Source organism: Amycolatopsis xylanica, assembly GCF_900107045.1.
GTDB classification, from domain to species: Bacteria; Actinomycetota; Actinomycetes; order Mycobacteriales; family Pseudonocardiaceae; genus Amycolatopsis; species Amycolatopsis xylanica.
The window spans coordinates 381,886-396,747 of the sequence record NZ_FNON01000005.1 but is presented as its reverse complement, the minus strand read 5'-3'; the positions used below and the strand labels follow the sequence as shown (position 1 = coordinate 396,747).

13 protein-coding genes are annotated in these 14,862 nt (G+C 70.6%); 1 reads left to right on the top strand and 12 read right to left on the bottom strand.

The features are described from left to right. Positions 1-32: 32 nt before the first annotated feature. The 10 genes from BLV57_RS24745 to BLV57_RS24700 form a co-directional block, all read right to left on the bottom strand. The gene (locus BLV57_RS24745) at positions 33-953 is read right to left on the bottom strand and encodes an NAD-dependent epimerase/dehydratase family protein (RefSeq protein ID WP_091292545.1); all 921 of its coding nucleotides are present in this window, start codon (positions 951-953) and stop codon (positions 33-35) included. Continuing rightward, complete coding sequence (locus tag BLV57_RS24740) at positions 950-1,555, bottom strand: dihydrofolate reductase family protein (RefSeq protein ID WP_091292543.1); 606 nt, start codon at positions 1,553-1,555, stop codon at positions 950-952. Before BLV57_RS24740 ends, BLV57_RS24745 begins: the two co-directional genes overlap by 4 nt. Beyond that, positions 1,552-2,679, bottom strand: a complete 1,128-nt coding sequence (locus BLV57_RS24735; RefSeq protein WP_245757501.1) for an FAD-binding oxidoreductase — start codon at positions 2,677-2,679, stop codon at positions 1,552-1,554. The genes BLV57_RS24740 and BLV57_RS24735 overlap by 4 nt, the downstream gene beginning before the upstream one ends. Positions 2,680-2,731: 52 nt before the next feature. Then, a complete protein-coding gene (locus tag BLV57_RS24730; protein ID WP_091292539.1) occupies positions 2,732-3,568 on the bottom strand; it encodes a DUF6597 domain-containing transcriptional factor in 837 nt (278 codons plus the stop codon). A gap of 110 nt (positions 3,569-3,678) precedes the next feature. Then, positions 3,679-4,020, bottom strand: a complete 342-nt coding sequence (locus BLV57_RS24725) for an RNA polymerase-binding protein RbpA (protein WP_091292537.1) — start codon at positions 4,018-4,020, stop codon at positions 3,679-3,681. A 57-nt stretch (positions 4,021-4,077) separates the two neighbouring features. Further along, a complete protein-coding gene (secG, locus tag BLV57_RS24720; protein ID WP_091292535.1) occupies positions 4,078-4,308 on the bottom strand; it encodes a preprotein translocase subunit SecG in 231 nt (76 codons plus the stop codon). A gap of 55 nt (positions 4,309-4,363) precedes the next feature. After that, positions 4,364-5,149, bottom strand: coding sequence for a triose-phosphate isomerase (tpiA, locus tag BLV57_RS24715; RefSeq protein ID WP_091292533.1), 786 nt, complete (start codon positions 5,147-5,149; stop codon positions 4,364-4,366). Continuing rightward, the gene (locus BLV57_RS24710) at positions 5,150-6,370 is read right to left on the bottom strand and encodes a phosphoglycerate kinase (protein ID WP_091292531.1); all 1,221 of its coding nucleotides are present in this window, start codon (positions 6,368-6,370) and stop codon (positions 5,150-5,152) included. A gap of 3 nt (positions 6,371-6,373) precedes the next feature. Further along, positions 6,374-7,378, bottom strand: a complete 1,005-nt coding sequence (gene gap, locus BLV57_RS24705; RefSeq protein ID WP_091292529.1) for a type I glyceraldehyde-3-phosphate dehydrogenase — start codon at positions 7,376-7,378, stop codon at positions 6,374-6,376. 243 nt (positions 7,379-7,621) lie between these two features. Continuing rightward, entirely contained in the window at positions 7,622-8,797 is a 1,176-nt protein-coding gene (locus BLV57_RS24700) for a winged helix DNA-binding domain-containing protein (protein ID WP_091292527.1), read from the bottom strand. Between the two features lie 436 nt (positions 8,798-9,233). Here BLV57_RS24700 and BLV57_RS24695 point away from each other — a divergent pair, with 436 nt between their 5' ends. Then, entirely contained in the window at positions 9,234-9,875 is a 642-nt protein-coding gene (locus BLV57_RS24695; RefSeq protein ID WP_091292525.1) for a LysE family translocator, read from the top strand. On the opposite strand, the gene BLV57_RS24690 is transcribed toward BLV57_RS24695, so the two are convergent. Further along, complete coding sequence (locus BLV57_RS24690) at positions 9,859-10,281, bottom strand: S26 family signal peptidase (RefSeq protein ID WP_091292523.1); 423 nt, start codon at positions 10,279-10,281, stop codon at positions 9,859-9,861. The two genes, BLV57_RS24695 and BLV57_RS24690, sit on opposite strands and share 17 nt — an antisense overlap. A gap of 149 nt (positions 10,282-10,430) precedes the next feature. Further along, on the bottom strand, positions 10,431-14,861 hold the full coding sequence (locus tag BLV57_RS24685) for a coiled-coil domain-containing protein (RefSeq protein WP_091292521.1): 4,431 nt from the start codon (positions 14,859-14,861) through the stop codon (positions 10,431-10,433). Position 14,862: the final 1 nt, after the last annotated feature.

Sequence of the window (14,862 nt, the reverse complement as noted above, 5' to 3'; positions counted from 1 at the left end):
GGCCCGGCTCTTGAGCCGGGCCTTCACTGCGTTCAGCGAGCGTTTTCGGCGCGCCAGGCCGCGTAATCGGCGACCGCCTTGGCGACGTCGAACTCCGGCGCGAAGCCAGTGTCGCGGGCGAGCCGGGAGATGTCGAGGTAGGGATCCTCGCCTGGACCGTTCCGCCGACCGGGCAGGAGCCCGACCCGCAGGCCCGGCTTGAGCGCCTCCAGCGCGTCCCCGAACTCGCGGTTGGTGAACGGACGGCCGCTGGAGACGTTGTAGGCGACGTGCGACAGGGTTTCCGCCGACATCAGGAGCGCGATCGCGCGCCCGGCGTCGGGGGCGTAACAGGCGTCGCCACCGTCGTCGGCGTGCAGCGGCTGGGGATCATCGCCACGCAGCGCCGCGTTGATCAGCGGCGGAAGATGGCAGAACGGCGACTCCGGGTCGACGAGCGGGCCCCAGATGGTGCCGATCCGCAGCAGCACCGGCTGGATACCACTGCCCTGCAGGCCATGCGTGGTCAGCGGCTCGACGGCCTTCTTGAACGCGATGATCAAGTGCGGCAGGTCCGCCGTCGGCAGCGCGAGGTCCTCGTGCCACGGGATCTCGGACCTGCCGATGTACACGCCGAGGCTGCTGGCGACGGCGAACCGGCGCACGCCCCACGCGCGCGCGGCGTCGAGCGCGTTGAGCAAGCCGGTCAGGTCGGTGCGGAAGTAACCGACCGGGTCCTCGCTGGGGATGCTGCCCGCGAGGTGCACGATGTCGGTGATCTCGTGCCGCTCCCCGAGCGAGAGGAAGGCGGCCCGGTCGGTGACGTCGAGGGATTCCACGGTGACCCGGCCCTCGAGGAACGACGGGACGGTGCTCCGGCTGTGCGAGGTGACGACGACCTCGTGGCCGAGATCGACGAGCGCGCGGGCGGTGTGGGCGCCGATCATGCCGAGCCCGCCGGTGACCAGGATCATCGGATCACCTCGTAGCGGAGGTGGGTCACGCCGGGCGCCGGGACGGCCTCGATCAGCCGCAGCCGCACGTGCTCCGCGACCTCCTGGAAATAGCTGCGGCCACCGCCCAGCAGGATCGGCACCTGGTGCAGGATCACCTCGTCGACGAGACCGGCCTCGAGTGCCGAGGTGACGACCCCGCCGCCCATCAGGCCGACGTCCTTGCCACCCGCGAGTTCCCGCGCCGTGGCGATGGCGTCCCCGATGCCGGTTGTGACGAGCGCCTGCGCCTCGCCCACCTCGGGCACGGGCTCATGGCTGACCAGGACCATCGGCGCGTCCGGGTGCGGGCTGCCGCCGCCGAACCGGCTGGAGTGCTCATAGGTGGTGTGCCCGACGACGATCGCGCCCACCCGCGCGGCGGCGGTGTCGAAGAACGCGACGCTCTGCTTGCTCAGCTTGAAGCCGTCGAACACCTGGCTCGGCGTGTCACCGTCGAAGTACCAGTCGAACAGCATCGGCGCGTCACCGAGCCCACGCCCGAACTCCTTTTCGCCGTCAGGGGTGCGGCCGCTGAGATAGCCGTCGACCGAGACGGCGTGTGCGCTGAATACTTTGCTCATTTCGTTCCTTGGATCGCTTGAGGGAAATCGAAAAATCGGTGTGGGTCGTAGGCCTGCTTGATCGCGGCGAGCCGCGCGTGGTTGCCCGCGTGGTACGCGGCGGCCGGGTCGGCCAAGGCGAGATCGGGGAAGTTCGGGTAGACCCGCCCGGAGCCATCGGCGTGCGCGACCGCCCACGACCGGTCGATCCACGGATCGTCCGGCGCGGCGACGTGTTCGAGCAGGAACCGCTCGCCGCGGTGGGCGAACGCGGTCGCGTCCTCGGCGACCCGGTTGTAGGCGCCGCCCATCGCGGTGAACGTGAGCCTGCCCTCGAGCCGGGCCAGCAGCGACGAAATCGTGCGTTCGGACAGCGGTTGCGAGAAGAACTCCGACCGGATGCGCACGGGCAGGTCGCGCGGATCGGCGAAGCTGCTTTTCAAGCGGTGATAAGGCATACCGGCGCTTAACTCGACCTTGTCGGTCAACGCCCGCACCAGCTCCCGGGTCGTCGCCTCGTCGAGCGTCGAAGCGCCGAACAGGATGGCCTGGGCGGGCTCGAGGGTGAGGTTGACCGTGAGTTCGTCCGGCGCGTCCGGCGCCCACGCCTGCCAAGCCGAGATCAGCTCGCCGAACGGGATCCCGGAAAGCCGCGCTTCGATACGGGTGGTCGTCGGCTCGGGCACGGTGTCGAACCGCAGCTCCGTGACCACGCCGAACTGGCAGCCGCCCGCACCGCGCAACGCCCAGAACAAGTCAGGTTCGCGGTCGCGGTCGCACTCGACAACCTGGCGGTCAGCGAGCACGACCTGGGCGCCGACCAGGCGATCGCAGGTCAGCCCGTGTTCACGGCCGAGCAGCCCGATTCCGCCGCCGAGGGTGAGCCCCGCGATGCCGACGGTGTCCCCGCAGCCTGCCGGAATCGTCCGGCCGTGCTCGTGCAACGCCGCGTACACCTGGCCCAGCCGGGCACCGGCGCCGATCGTCGCGATCCCGTCGGCGGCGACGCTGATCCGGTCCAGACCGGACATATCGAGCACCATGCCGTTCGACGACCGGCCCGCGAAGCAATGGCCGCCTCCACGGGGCACGACGCCGGGCCGCAGGGCGGCGACGACGTCGGAAACAGAGCGGCAGTGGATCACCGCTTCAATCTAGGAAGAGCGCGGCGGCCGTTCTTGAACGAATCGCGCACGCTCAGAGCAGGAGCAACGGCGTCGCGCTCCGTCTCGCGAGGAAAGGCCGGTACGAAGCCGAATGCTCATGCCCGCAGGCGCAGCGGTCCAGGTCTCCGCCGAGCAGCTGACGCGGGGTGACACCGCTCAGGCGCAGGCATTCCCGGCTCAGGTGCGCCTGGTCGGCGTAGCCCACGTCGACCGCGAGCCCGGCCATCCCGTCCGCGCCACGCAGCCCCGAAGCGGTCGCGCCCGCCTGTGCCAGCGCGAGGAAACCCTGAAACCGCAACGTCCGCTGGAGCACCTTGGGGCTCACTCCGACCGTCTGCAGGCAGCGGCGGCGCAGCTGGCTCGCCGACAGCGCGAGGTGGCCGGCGAGCGCGTCGATGTTGACCGGGTGCCACGGCATCAGCGTCTTCACCGCCTCGCCGACCAGCGGATCCACGCGGACCACGCTGCGGAACTCATGCACGAGGTAGCCCTGCAGCACCATGAGCGCGCGCTCGGGGGTGCCCGCCAACGCCATCGTCTCGACGAGCCGGTCGACCGGCCGTCCCCAGAGGTCGGCGAGCGCCAGGCGCTGATCGACCAGGTCGTCGAGCGTCGTCGGGAGCCGTGGCGCGCTCCCCGGGTGGAACCGCACGCCCACGATCGTGGTGTGCGCCGGGATGACCTCGACCTCGGGGCGGGTCAGCGGGCCGACCAGCTGGGGGTGGCCGCCGATCGGGAAGTGGATCTCGACGCCGCCCGTGGGCAGGTGCCGCTGCACGTACGCGGCGCCCGCGGTGCGCTGGATCCAGACCGTCCGCACCACGCCGGCCAGTTCCGGCAGCGGCAGGCGCTCGACGTAGGACTCCACGCGGTCATCCTGGCACCGGGGCGCCGGGCGCGGCGGCGCTTTCGGGGAAGTCCGGGTAGGCCAAAGGCCCCGAGTACCGGAGTACTCGGGGCCTCGGAGCTGTGCCTACCTCAGATCTCGCGTCGCTGGCGAAGGCGCTCGAGCGCCTCGGCGAGGATGGCCTCGCCGTCGGCGTCGCTGCGCCGTTCCTTCACGTACGCCAGGTGGGTCTTGTAAGGCTCCGTCCGCGGCGCGGCGGGCGGGTTCTTCTCGTCCTGGCCACCGGGGAGCCCGCAGCGCGGGCAGTCCCACTCGTCGGGAATCTCCGCGTCGATGGCGAACGAGGGCTGAGCCTCGTGCCTGTTCGCGCACCAGTAGGAGATCCGGCGCCGGGGCGCGGACTCGCCACGCTCCGATTCGCCCGTCGGACCGGCACCAACCCTGGTGCCGCGAATCGCGTTACCGCCAACCATGAATCCTCACACCTACCGAATCGGCGGCGCGCCCCCCACAGGCACGCCGAAACAAGATCAGACCTTGAGCAGCAGACCCAGACCCACGATGCTGATCAGCCAGACCGCGCCGAGCAGCAGGGTGATCCGGTCGAGGTTCTTCTCGGCAACGCTCGAACCGGAGAGGCTGGACTGCATGCCGCCACCGAACAGCGACGAGAGACCGCCACCACGGCCACGGTGCAGCAAAACGGCTCCCACCAGCAGAAGGCTGGAAATGATCAACAGGATTTGCAGGAACAGCTTCATCTCATCCTCGCTGTGTGACGGACCGAATACCCAGGTTACCCGGTAGTGGACCCGATCAGGGCAGCGGCCCGCCAGCGGCGAGCGCGCAGAGTTTGGTGAACTCTTCGCCGTCGAGACTAGCGCCTCCGACGAGCGCGCCGTCGACGTTCTCGCAGGCCACCAGGTCGCCGATGTTGTTGGACTTGGCCGAGCCGCCGTACAGCACGCGGACCGCGGTCGCGACCTCGTCGCCGTACTTCTCGGCGAGCGTGGCGCGGATGGCCTTGCAGACCTCTTCGGCGTCGGCCGGGGTCGCCACCTTGCCGGTGCCGATCGCCCAGACCGGCTCGTAGGCGACGACCACGTCGCGCACCTGCTCGGCCTTGAGGCCCTTGAGGCCCTCGATCAGCTGGGTGGTGGTGTGCGAGATGTGCTCGCCCGCCTCGCGGACCTCGAGCTTCTCCCCGATGCAGAGGATCGGCTTGATGCCGTGCTTCAGCGCGGCCTTGACCTTCTTGTTGACCAGCTCGTCGCTCTCGAGGTGGTACTCGCGCCGCTCCGAGTGGCCGACGGTGACGTAGCTGCAGCCCAGCTTCGCCAGCATCGGGCCCGAGATGTCACCGGTGTACGCGCCCGAATCGTGGGGGGAGAGGTCCTGCGCGCCGTAGGTGAGCAGCAGCTTGTCGCCGTCGGTGAGGGTCTGCACGCTGCGGATGTCCGTGAACGGCGGCAGGACCGCCACGTCCACCTTCGCGTAGTACTTCTCCGGCAGCGCGAAAGCGATCTTCTGCACGAGCGCGATCGCTTCGAGGTGGTTCAGGTTCATCTTCCAGTTGCCCGCGATGAACACCTTGCGTGCCACTTAGTTCTCTCCCGCGTTGTCCAGAACCGAGACTCCGGGCAGTTCCTTGCCCTCGAGGTATTCCAGTGAGGCGCCGCCACCGGTCGAAATGTGCGAGAACCCGTCCTCGGGCAGGCCGAGCTGGCGCACCGCGGCGGCCGAGTCACCACCGCCGACGACGGTGAACGCGTCGCTCGCGACGAGCGCCTCGGCGACGGCACGGGTGCCACCCGCGAACGCCTCGAACTCGAACACGCCCATCGGGCCGTTCCAGAACACGGTCGCCGCGTCGGCCAGCTTGCCCGCGAACAGCTCGCGGCTCTTCGGGCCGATGTCGAGGCCCTGACGGTCGGCCGGGATGGCGGTCGCGTCCACGACCTCGTGCTCCGCGTCGGGCGCGAAGCCCGTGGCGGCGAGGACATCGACGGGGAGCACGAGCTCGACGCCCCGCTTCTCGGCTTCGGCGAGGAAGCCGCGCACCTGGTCGAGCTGGTCGGCCTGCAGCAGCGACTGGCCGACCTCGTGGCCCTGGGCCTTGAGGAAGGTGTACGCCATGCCGCCGCCGATGAGCAGGCGGTCGACCTTGGTCAGCAGATTCGCGATGACGCCCAGCTTGTCCGAGACCTTGGCGCCGCCGAGCACGACCACGTACGGGCGGGCCAGCTCGTCGGTCAGCTTCTTGAGCACGTCGAGCTCGGCCAGCACGAGGCCGCCCGCGTACACCGGGAGCACCCGCGCGATGTCGTAGACCGAGGCCTGCTTGCGGTGCACGACACCGAAGCCGTCGGACACGAAGGCGCCGCCGGGCACGAGCGCGGCGAGCTCGCCGGCCAGCGCGGCACGCTCATCGGCGTCCTTGCTGGTCTCGCGGGCGTCGAAGCGGACGTTCTCCAGCAGCGCGACCTTGCCGGCGGCCAGGCCCGCGACGGTCGACTTGGCGGACTCGCCGACCAGGTCGCCCGCGAGCGGGACCTCGAAGCCGAGCAGCTCGGCGAGCCGCTTGGCGACCGGGGCCAGCGAGAACTTGGCGTCGGGCTCGCCCTTGGGGCGGCCGAGGTGCGCGGTGACGACCACCTTCGCGCCCGCCTCGGCGAGCTTGGCGATGGTCGGCAGCGCCGCGCGGACGCGGCCGTCGTCGGTGATGGTGTCCCCGTCGAGCGGGACGTTCAGGTCGGAACGCACGAGTACGTACCGGTCCTGAACGCCCTCGCTCAGCAGGTCATCGAGGTTCTTGACGGTCATCGATCAGGAGAGCTTGTTGCCGACGAGGACGATGAGGTCCGCGAGGCGGTTCGAGTAGCCCCACTCGTTGTCGTACCAGCCGACGACCTTGACCTGGTCGCCGATGACCTTGGTCAGCGGCGCGTCGTAGATGCAGGACGCCGGGTCGGTGACGATGTCGCTCGACACGATCGGGTCGGTGTTGTAGCGCAGGATGCCCTTGAGCGCGCCTTCGGCGGCGGCCTGGTAGGCGGCGTTGATCTCCTCGACCGTGGCGGTCTTCTTCAGCTTGACCGTGAGGTCGGTGGCCGAGCCGGTCGGGACCGGGACGCGGAAGGCGAAACCGTCCAGCTTGCCCTGCAGCTCGGGGAGCACCAGGCCGATGGCCTTCGCGGCGCCGGTCGACGACGGCACGATGTTGACCGCGGCGTTGCGGGCGCGGCGCAGGTCCTTGTGCGGCGCGTCCTGCAGGTTCTGGTCCTGGGTGTACGCGTGGATGGTGGTCATCAGGCCGTGCTCGATGCCGAAGGCGTCGTTCAGGACCTTGGCCAGCGGGCCGAGGCAGTTCGTGGTGCACGAGGCGTTCGAGATGATGTTCTGCGAGCCGTCGTACTTGTCGTCGTTGACGCCCAGGACGACCGTCAGGTCCTCACCCGTGGCCGGCGCGGAGATGATGACCTTCTTGGCGCCGCCGGCGAGGTGCGCCTTGGCGGCGTCGGCCTTGGTGAAGAAGCCGGTCGACTCGACGACCACGTCCACGCCCAGGTCGCCCCAGGGGAGGTTGGCCGGGTCGCGCTCGGCGAGCGCCTTGATGGTCTTGCCGTCGACGACGATGCCCTCGTCGGAGACGCTGACCTCACCCGGGAAACGGCCCAGGATGGAGTCGTACTTCAGCAGGTGGGCCATGGTGTTGACGTCACCGAGGTCGTTGAACGCGACCACCTCGATGTCGTGGCCTGCGGCCTTGACGGCCCGGAAGAAGTTGCGGCCGATCCGACCGAAGCCGTTCACACCTACGCGCACAGTCACTGCTGCCACTCCTCTTGAAGCTCGAAGATTTGCCTTCTCGGCCGCAACACTAGCGTGCTGGCCTGGGCGTACTTGACCGCCCCGAAGAGACTTGCACCACTACAGCTTGCGGTCAAGAATCGATTCAGGTGTGGCGGCGGCTGCTGTTTCAACGACGGTTGGACACCCGACTGTTCGTGATCGAGCAAGAAGGACTTGACCTGCTGCTTCGACCCCGAAAACGGACCTGTCCCGGCCAGTGGTTCACAGGGCCAGCTCCTTCTCCAGCGGAGTGCGGAACCTGGGGATGAAACGGATGTCCCCGAGCCACCCGGCGAGCCGGTCCGCTTCGGCCTCGATCGCCCGCCCGGCGGCCTTGCCCACGTCGACCAGCAGACGGGTGGCGATTTCGCCGTCCGGGCGCTGCGCCCAGCCGCCTGCGATACGTCCGTCACACCAGATGGTCGGGCCGACGTTGCCGTACCGGTCGAACAGCGCCGCCTTGTGCTCGCCGAGGTACCACTCGCGCTCGGCCCAGCCCATCGGCGTCGGATCGAGCGCGGGCAGCAGCGCGATCCACGGCCCGGGGTCCGGCACCGGCTCCAGATCGTCGACGAGCAGGAGGCCCGTTGTGCCGTCGAGGTCGACCTCGACGGGCTCGACGAGCGCGAGCGCCTTCTTGGTCTGGCCCGCCGTCCACCCGGTCCACCAGCGCAGGTCGGCGATCGGCGCCGGGCCGAACGCGTACAGCCAGCGGCGGGCCAGCTCGGCACGCGCGGCATCCGCGTCCCATTTTTGGAGCCCGCCGGGCAGCCAGTCTTCGAGCGTGGACCAGTGATACTGCTGGGAGATCCACGACCCGCGCGGGCGGCCGCGGACGATCCGCCCGTCGACGGCCAGCTGGGCCAGCACGCGGCTGGTGACGTTGCCGATCGCCGCGTACGGCTTGCCCTTGGCCATGTGCAGCTGCTGCTTGAGCCGAGGCTCGTCATCGGTGAGCTGCTGCGCCAGCGCGGAGCCCCTGGCGGACAAGGCTTTCAGCGTCGACTCCTCGACCTCGGCGAGCCACTCCCCCGCGTTCGGCACGTTCTCCGGATGCCCGATCGTCTCCAGGTGCTGGACGAGCTTGCGCCGCTCGGTGCGCGCCACATCCGCCGAGCAGGCCGCCTGGACCACCGCCGCGGTCTCCCGGTCCAGCACGAACATCGTGCGGCGCATGCCGAGTATCCGCACCAGCGTCCGGTCGTCGTAGAGCGCCCGCTCCAGCTCGGCCACGTCGGGATCCGCCACGCGGGCGGCGGCCGAGAGGTGCACCGTCGCCGGGTCCGTCGCGTGCAGCGCGAGCAGGCCCGCGGTGGCCTGCTCGACCGTCGCGGCCTTGACCGCGAGCCCATGGCGGCGGGCCAGCCTCGCCCGCCGCTGCTCGATCCCGATTCTCACGCATCGTTAGTACCACCCGGCACCGACAAAAACCCGTCGTGAGGGTACGGCCGGTTCTAACCGGTCGTACCACTCACGACCTCTTGCGCTGGGGGACCTGGGTCGTGCGCGTTGCGGGCGGTTCTAACCGCCCGCAACGCTCACGACCCCCGATGCGCGCACCCGCGCGTGAGGCGGGAGTTGCTGTAGGGGCAGATGCGACTCGTGGGGGCTCGTGTGGCGCCGGGCCGGGCGGTCGATCCACATGAACGCCCCGTTCATTACGTTGAGCGTTGCGAACGCCCCGTTCATGCGGCCCAACCAGGGCGAAGGGGCCCGGTCGTGAGTGGTTTGGCCGGTTCTAACCGGCCTAAACACTCACGACCTCGTTTGGTCCGGTCGTATCGGGCGCTATTGGTATCCGCGGCGCGGGCGGTGGCCGGTTAGCATCGCGGCCATGGTCTCCGGTGGTCACTTCCTGGCGTTCGCGGCGCTGACGTTCCTCATGGTCGTCGTGCCCGGTCCGAGCGTGCTGTTCACGATCAGCCGCGCGCTCACGGCGGGCAGGCGCGAGGCGCTGCTGACCGTGCTCGGCAACGCGACCGGGGTGTACGCGCAGGTCGTGGCGGTGGCGTTCGGGCTCGGCGCGATCGTGCAGTCCTCGGCCGCGGTGTTCACCGCGATCAAGCTGGCAGGCGCGGTGTACCTGGTGTACCTCGGCGTGCAGGCGATCCGGCACCGACGCAAGCTCACCGAGGTCTTCGCGTCCGAGGTTCGCGCGTCTTCGGGGCGGCTGCTCACGCTGATGCGCGACGGGTTCGTCGTCGGCTTCGCCAACCCGAAGTCGATCGTCTTCCTGGCGGCGATCCTGCCCCAGTTCGTCGACTACCCGGCCGGGTCGGTGCCGCTGCAGATCCTCGTGCTCGGCATCGCGCTGCCGGTGATCGCGCTGCTGTCGGACTCCGCGTGGGCGCTGGTCGCGGGCACCGCGCGGGCCTGGTTCGCCCGCTCGCCGAAACGGCTGGAACTGCTCGGTGGCACCGGCGGCGTGGTCATGATCGGCCTCGGCACCTCGCTGGCGGTCAGCGGCCGGGACTGAGCCGCCGCACCACGAGCCCGAGCACGAGGTCACCGTAGGCGTATCCGAAGCGCCGCGAGTCGACGCTGCCTTCGGCGTTGTCGCTGAGCAGCACCAGCCGGTCGGGCGGCACGGTCTCGTCACCCTCGACGGCCTTCGCCACGGCGGCGGGAACGGGGTCGCCCGGCAGCGCCGCGACGCGTTTGATCAGCCATGACCGGTCCGACAGCGCGGGCACACAGGCAACAACGATGTCCCCGACCGACAGCCGCGACAGCCCGGACCGCCACACCAGCACCCGGTCACCGTCGGACAGCGCGGGCTCCATGCTGTCGCCCGACACCGTCACCGCCGAAAGCCGGCCGGCGACCCAGCGCGCCGCACCGGCCAGGCCGGCCGCGCCCAGCACGGCCACCCACACCTTCATCCCAGTAACTCCCCCATCAACGACAACTCGCACACAGGAAACCCCGTGTGCTCGCCACCATGACGCCGAAACCGGGACAAAGGTTTCCACAATGACTGATTTCACCGCTTGGCTGCAAAATCACCCGGGGCGGCGCGGCCAACCCGCGATCATGAGTCCTTGCTGAAGAGCCTGGTCGCGGAGATGCGGGAGGTCCCGTCCGGGTCTTCGAGCTCGTCGAGCGCCGTGCGGATGGTCGCGTCGACCGACAGGTACTTGCGGCCCGCGCGGAGGTCGGCGTCGTTGCGGAGGCGGACGATCAGCGGGAACTCCGACAAAGCGCCCGCGTCGAACAACCCCGTCGTATAGATCAGCTGCACGCCCAAGGCGCTCGCCACCACCCGCTGCAGCTCCAGCAGGTACCCGGCCGAGGCGCGGCCGATCGGGTTGTCGAGGAAGAGCACGCCCGAGTGCCGGTTGCGCATGCGACCGCGGTTGTTGGCGCGCAGCGCGGCCAGGGTGCAGTACAGGATGATCGCCGCGGTCAGCTGCTGGCCGCCGGAGAACACGTCGCGGATCTCCGAGACGCGCTGGCGTTCGGTGCGCAGCACCGAGTCCGGCTTGAGCATGTCGACGCGGAACCCCTTGGGCACCGCGGCCTGGACGCCGCGCAGCACCAGCGAGATGCCGTCGCGCTTGACGTCGCGGCCGTCGCTCGTCTTGCCCGCCGCGGCCTCGTCGACGACGCCGCCGAGCGCTTCGGCGAGGACGTTCTCCTCGGGGTCGGCGAAGCGGATGCGCAGGAACTCCTGGCCGGACCAGTCGCCGAGGCCTTCGGGCAGCCGCGAGAGGCGCTGCGCCGAGCGGAGCATGCGCAACGCGCCGTCGACCATGCCCTGCAGGCGGGCCACGATGCCGGACCGGTGGCGGTCGATCTGGGCGAGGTCGTCGGTCAGGGTACGCAAACGCGGGCGCAGCGCGACGGCCCACTCGGCCGCGTTGCCGGGCAGCGCGTCCCGCTTGACCGAGATGATCTGCTGCCGGACCGGGCTCGCGAGCTTTTCGAAGCGCTTGTCGGTCGCGTACTGCGCGAGGTTGTCGGCCGCCGACCGGACGCGCCGCTCGGCCTCTTCGACCACGCGCATGGCGTCGGCGAGCGAGGTGTTCAAGCGCGAGTACTTGGCCTGCGCCGTTTCGACGTCGCCGTCGAAGACCGACTCCGGCTCGTCGTCGGTGAGCAGGTGCGCCAGCGACTCGGCGAGCATCTTGAACCCCGCCGCCGAAGACGTGGCCGAGTCGAGGACGTGCTCAGCTTCGGAACGCCTGGCCTGCGCTTCTTCCCAGACGCGGGCGGCTCCGGCCGCTTCCTCGGCCGCCGCGTCGATGAGTTCGAGGCCGTGCTCGACGTCGCGCGGGCGGCCGTAGTGCTCAAGCGACGCGGGCTGCTTCGGGAGCTGGTCCAGCTCGGCACGCCTGGTCGCGACCTGGCCGATGATCTCGCTTTGCTCGTTCTCCAGCGCCGCCACCGCACGGCCGGCCCTGGCGTACGCGGCGGCGCGCGTCGCGGCGTCGGAGCCGTCGGCGGTCTCCAGCAGCTGACGGGACCGGTCGCGGATGGCCGGGTCGAGCGCTTCGAGCGCGGCCCGCGCGGAGGACTCCGCGCTTTCCGCCTGGTCCAGCTCGGCGCGCAGGTCGCTGCCGACCTCGACCTTGGCGTACGCGTCGCTCGCCGACACGAAGGTGCGGCGGAGCACGTCGATCGGCTCGTCGGGCACCGGGTCGTCCTCGGACACCGAGCCACCGCCCGGCACCTCGGCGAGTTCGGCGCGGGCGCCGCTGGCCGTGCGGCGGTGCCCGTCGGCCGTGCGCTGTTCCTCGGCGGCCTCGTCGCGCAGCTTGGCGGCACGCGCGGCGGCCATCTCGGCCTCGGCGGAGGCTCGCGAGGCGATCTCGGCGAACCGCTCCGCCTCATCCGTCCACTGTGGAATCCGGGCGGCCCGCGCGGCCAGCTCCGTCAGGACCCGGGCGCGCTCGTCACCGGAGCGCAATTCCCCGCGCAGCAACGGAACCGCCTCGCGCAGCCGGGCGCGGCGCGCGGACAGGTCCTGCAGCGACCGCTCCGCGACCGTCACCTCGGTCTCGGCTTCGGCGAGTTCGGTCGCCGCCGCTTCGGCCTCCTCGGCGAGCGTGGCGATCGCGCCGGGCGGGTAGTCCTCGCGCCAGGTGGTGAGCTTCCACTCGAGCGCGGCGTCGTCGCCGACCGCGGCGCCGAGCGCCTCCAAAGCCTTCTGCCGCCGCGAATTCCGGGCCGCGATCGCCTCGCGCTCGGCGTCGGCCGCGTCCTCGTCGTACATCGCGGGGTTCGGCGTGACCAGGAATTCGACGCCGGGGATGGCGGCTTCTTCCTTCATCGCCGCGGTCGTCGACACCGGCAGCACGACCCGGGGCAGGAGCTTCGCCTCGGCGAGTGCGTCCTTGGCTCGCGGCAGCTGCTTGGCGTCGTTCACCAGCACGCCGCCGACCAGATGCGGCAGGTCGGCGAGCACCCTCGCGCGGGCCGAAGCATCCATTGTGGACAGATAGCGCCAGCCGGACCAGGCCGTGATCCCGGCTTTCTCCAGCACTTCCAGCGCGGACTGGACCTCGGGCGGCGCGGGCAGGAGACCGCCGTCGCCCAGCGCGCCGAGCGCGCGCTCGTCGATCGACTCCTCGATGCGCAACGCCGTCTGCTCGCGCTCGGCCTCGGCGCGCGCTTCCTTGAGCCGCTTCAGTAAAGCGGGCGTGTCCGTCTCCAGCTGGACGTTCTCGCCGCCGAGCAGTTCGAGCAGGCGCGGGTGCGCGGCGAGACTGTCGGTGCGCCGATGCGCGACGGCCAGCTCCTGCGCCGTCCGTTCGGCACGCGCGTGCGCGGAAGAAGCCTTCTGCTGCACGCGATGCAGCTCGGTCTGCGCCTCGCTGTACTCCTCTTCGGCGTGCGCCAGGTCGGCCTCGCGCGCCGACAGCTCGCCGATCGCGTTCTCCGACCGCGTCTTCGCCTGCTGCGCGGCCGTCGCCAGCTCGGCGGCGTCGGCCAGCAGCCCGTCCTTGACGGCCTGGCGGACCTCGGCGCGCACCTCGTCGATCCGCGCGGTCAGCTGCGCGTGCTCGGCGCGGTGCTTGGCCGCCGTGCTCGTCGCCTCGTCGCGCTGCTCCTGCGCTTCCGCCGCCGCGGCGAGGGAACGTTCGGCGCGGTCCTGCGCGGTCTGCGCCTGGTCACCGGCTTCGGCGGCCAGCGCGAGCAAGCCACGCGCCAACGCGACCGCCGCCGCGTTCTTGGCCTCCAGCGCGGGTTTCGCGGTCTGCTCCCGCTCCCCCACGAGCGCCCGGATGTCGGCGGCCTTGCGGACCGCGTTGGCGTGCGCGAGCACCGTGCCGGTCTCACGCCAAGCCTCGGCGGCCGCGCGGGCTTCGGCGAGTTCGGCGTCGACGCGCTTGCGTTCCTCGGTCGCCGCCGCGAGCCGCAGGTCCGCGACGACCCGGCGCAGCTCGGTGACCACCGCGGCGAGCCTGCGGTGATCCCCTTCGGCGAGCTTCTCGGCGTCGCGCGTCTCGTTGACGTGCGCTTCGAGGCCGTCGAGCCGCTCGGACTCCAGCCGGTGCCGCGCGGTGACGGCGCCCGCGAGCGTCTGCGCCTCGGCGCGGGACTTGCCTGCGAGCTTGCGCGAGGCGGCGGCGATGCCCTCCTCCTCGGACAGCGGTGTCAGCAGGTCGAGCGCGCCCGCGACGAAGTCACGCTCGGCCAGCAGTTCGCCGCGCTGGCTGAGGTTGTGCGCGTAGGTCTGCACGACCTCGGCGAGATCACGCGGGTCGTCCTCGGCGATGACGGCCTTGAGCAGGAACTCGACGAACGCCTCGTCGCTGGTGAACGCGAAGGCGTCCGCCGCCTCGCCCTCGCCCGCGTTCATCGCGCGCTGGTAGCGGAACAGCTCGGTGTCGAGGCCGAGCGCGTCGAGCCGCTCGGTCCATTCGTGGTGCCGCCGCGTCCAGGCCAGTTCGAGCTCCGGCTCGGCCATGTGCGCGGCGACCAGCTTCTCCTGGAACGCGGACATGGTCAGCAGGCGGCCGTCGACGGTCAGCGGCAGCGTGTCGAGGCCGAGTGAAGTGCTGGGGTGGAAGCAGAACCACGAGTCGATGAGGTTCGCCGGGTCCGAGGACGTGACGTGCCCGCGCCACTCGGAGACCTTGCCGGTGATGATCCGCGCGCCGGTCTCGGTGTGCTGCCATTCGAGCACGACGTGCGAAACGTCCTTGGCGCTGACGAACTTCTCGAGCACACGCGTGTTGGTCGTGCCGACCACCTGGCGGCGGCCGGGCAGCATGACCGAGAAGATCAGCTTGATCAGCACGGACTTGCCGCCGCCGTTCTCCAGGAACAGCACGCTCGCCGGCGACGGGCGCCGCGGCAGCCCCTGCTCGGCGGAGTGGATGCCCGCGCTGAACAACGCGTCCTGCGTCGGCGCCTTGACGATCTCGCCGACCTCGCTGAAGTCCAGCAGCACGTCCTGGTACCGGGCGCCGGCCGGGCCGATGGAATGCAGGCGGACCCTCGAAAGTTCGTACATG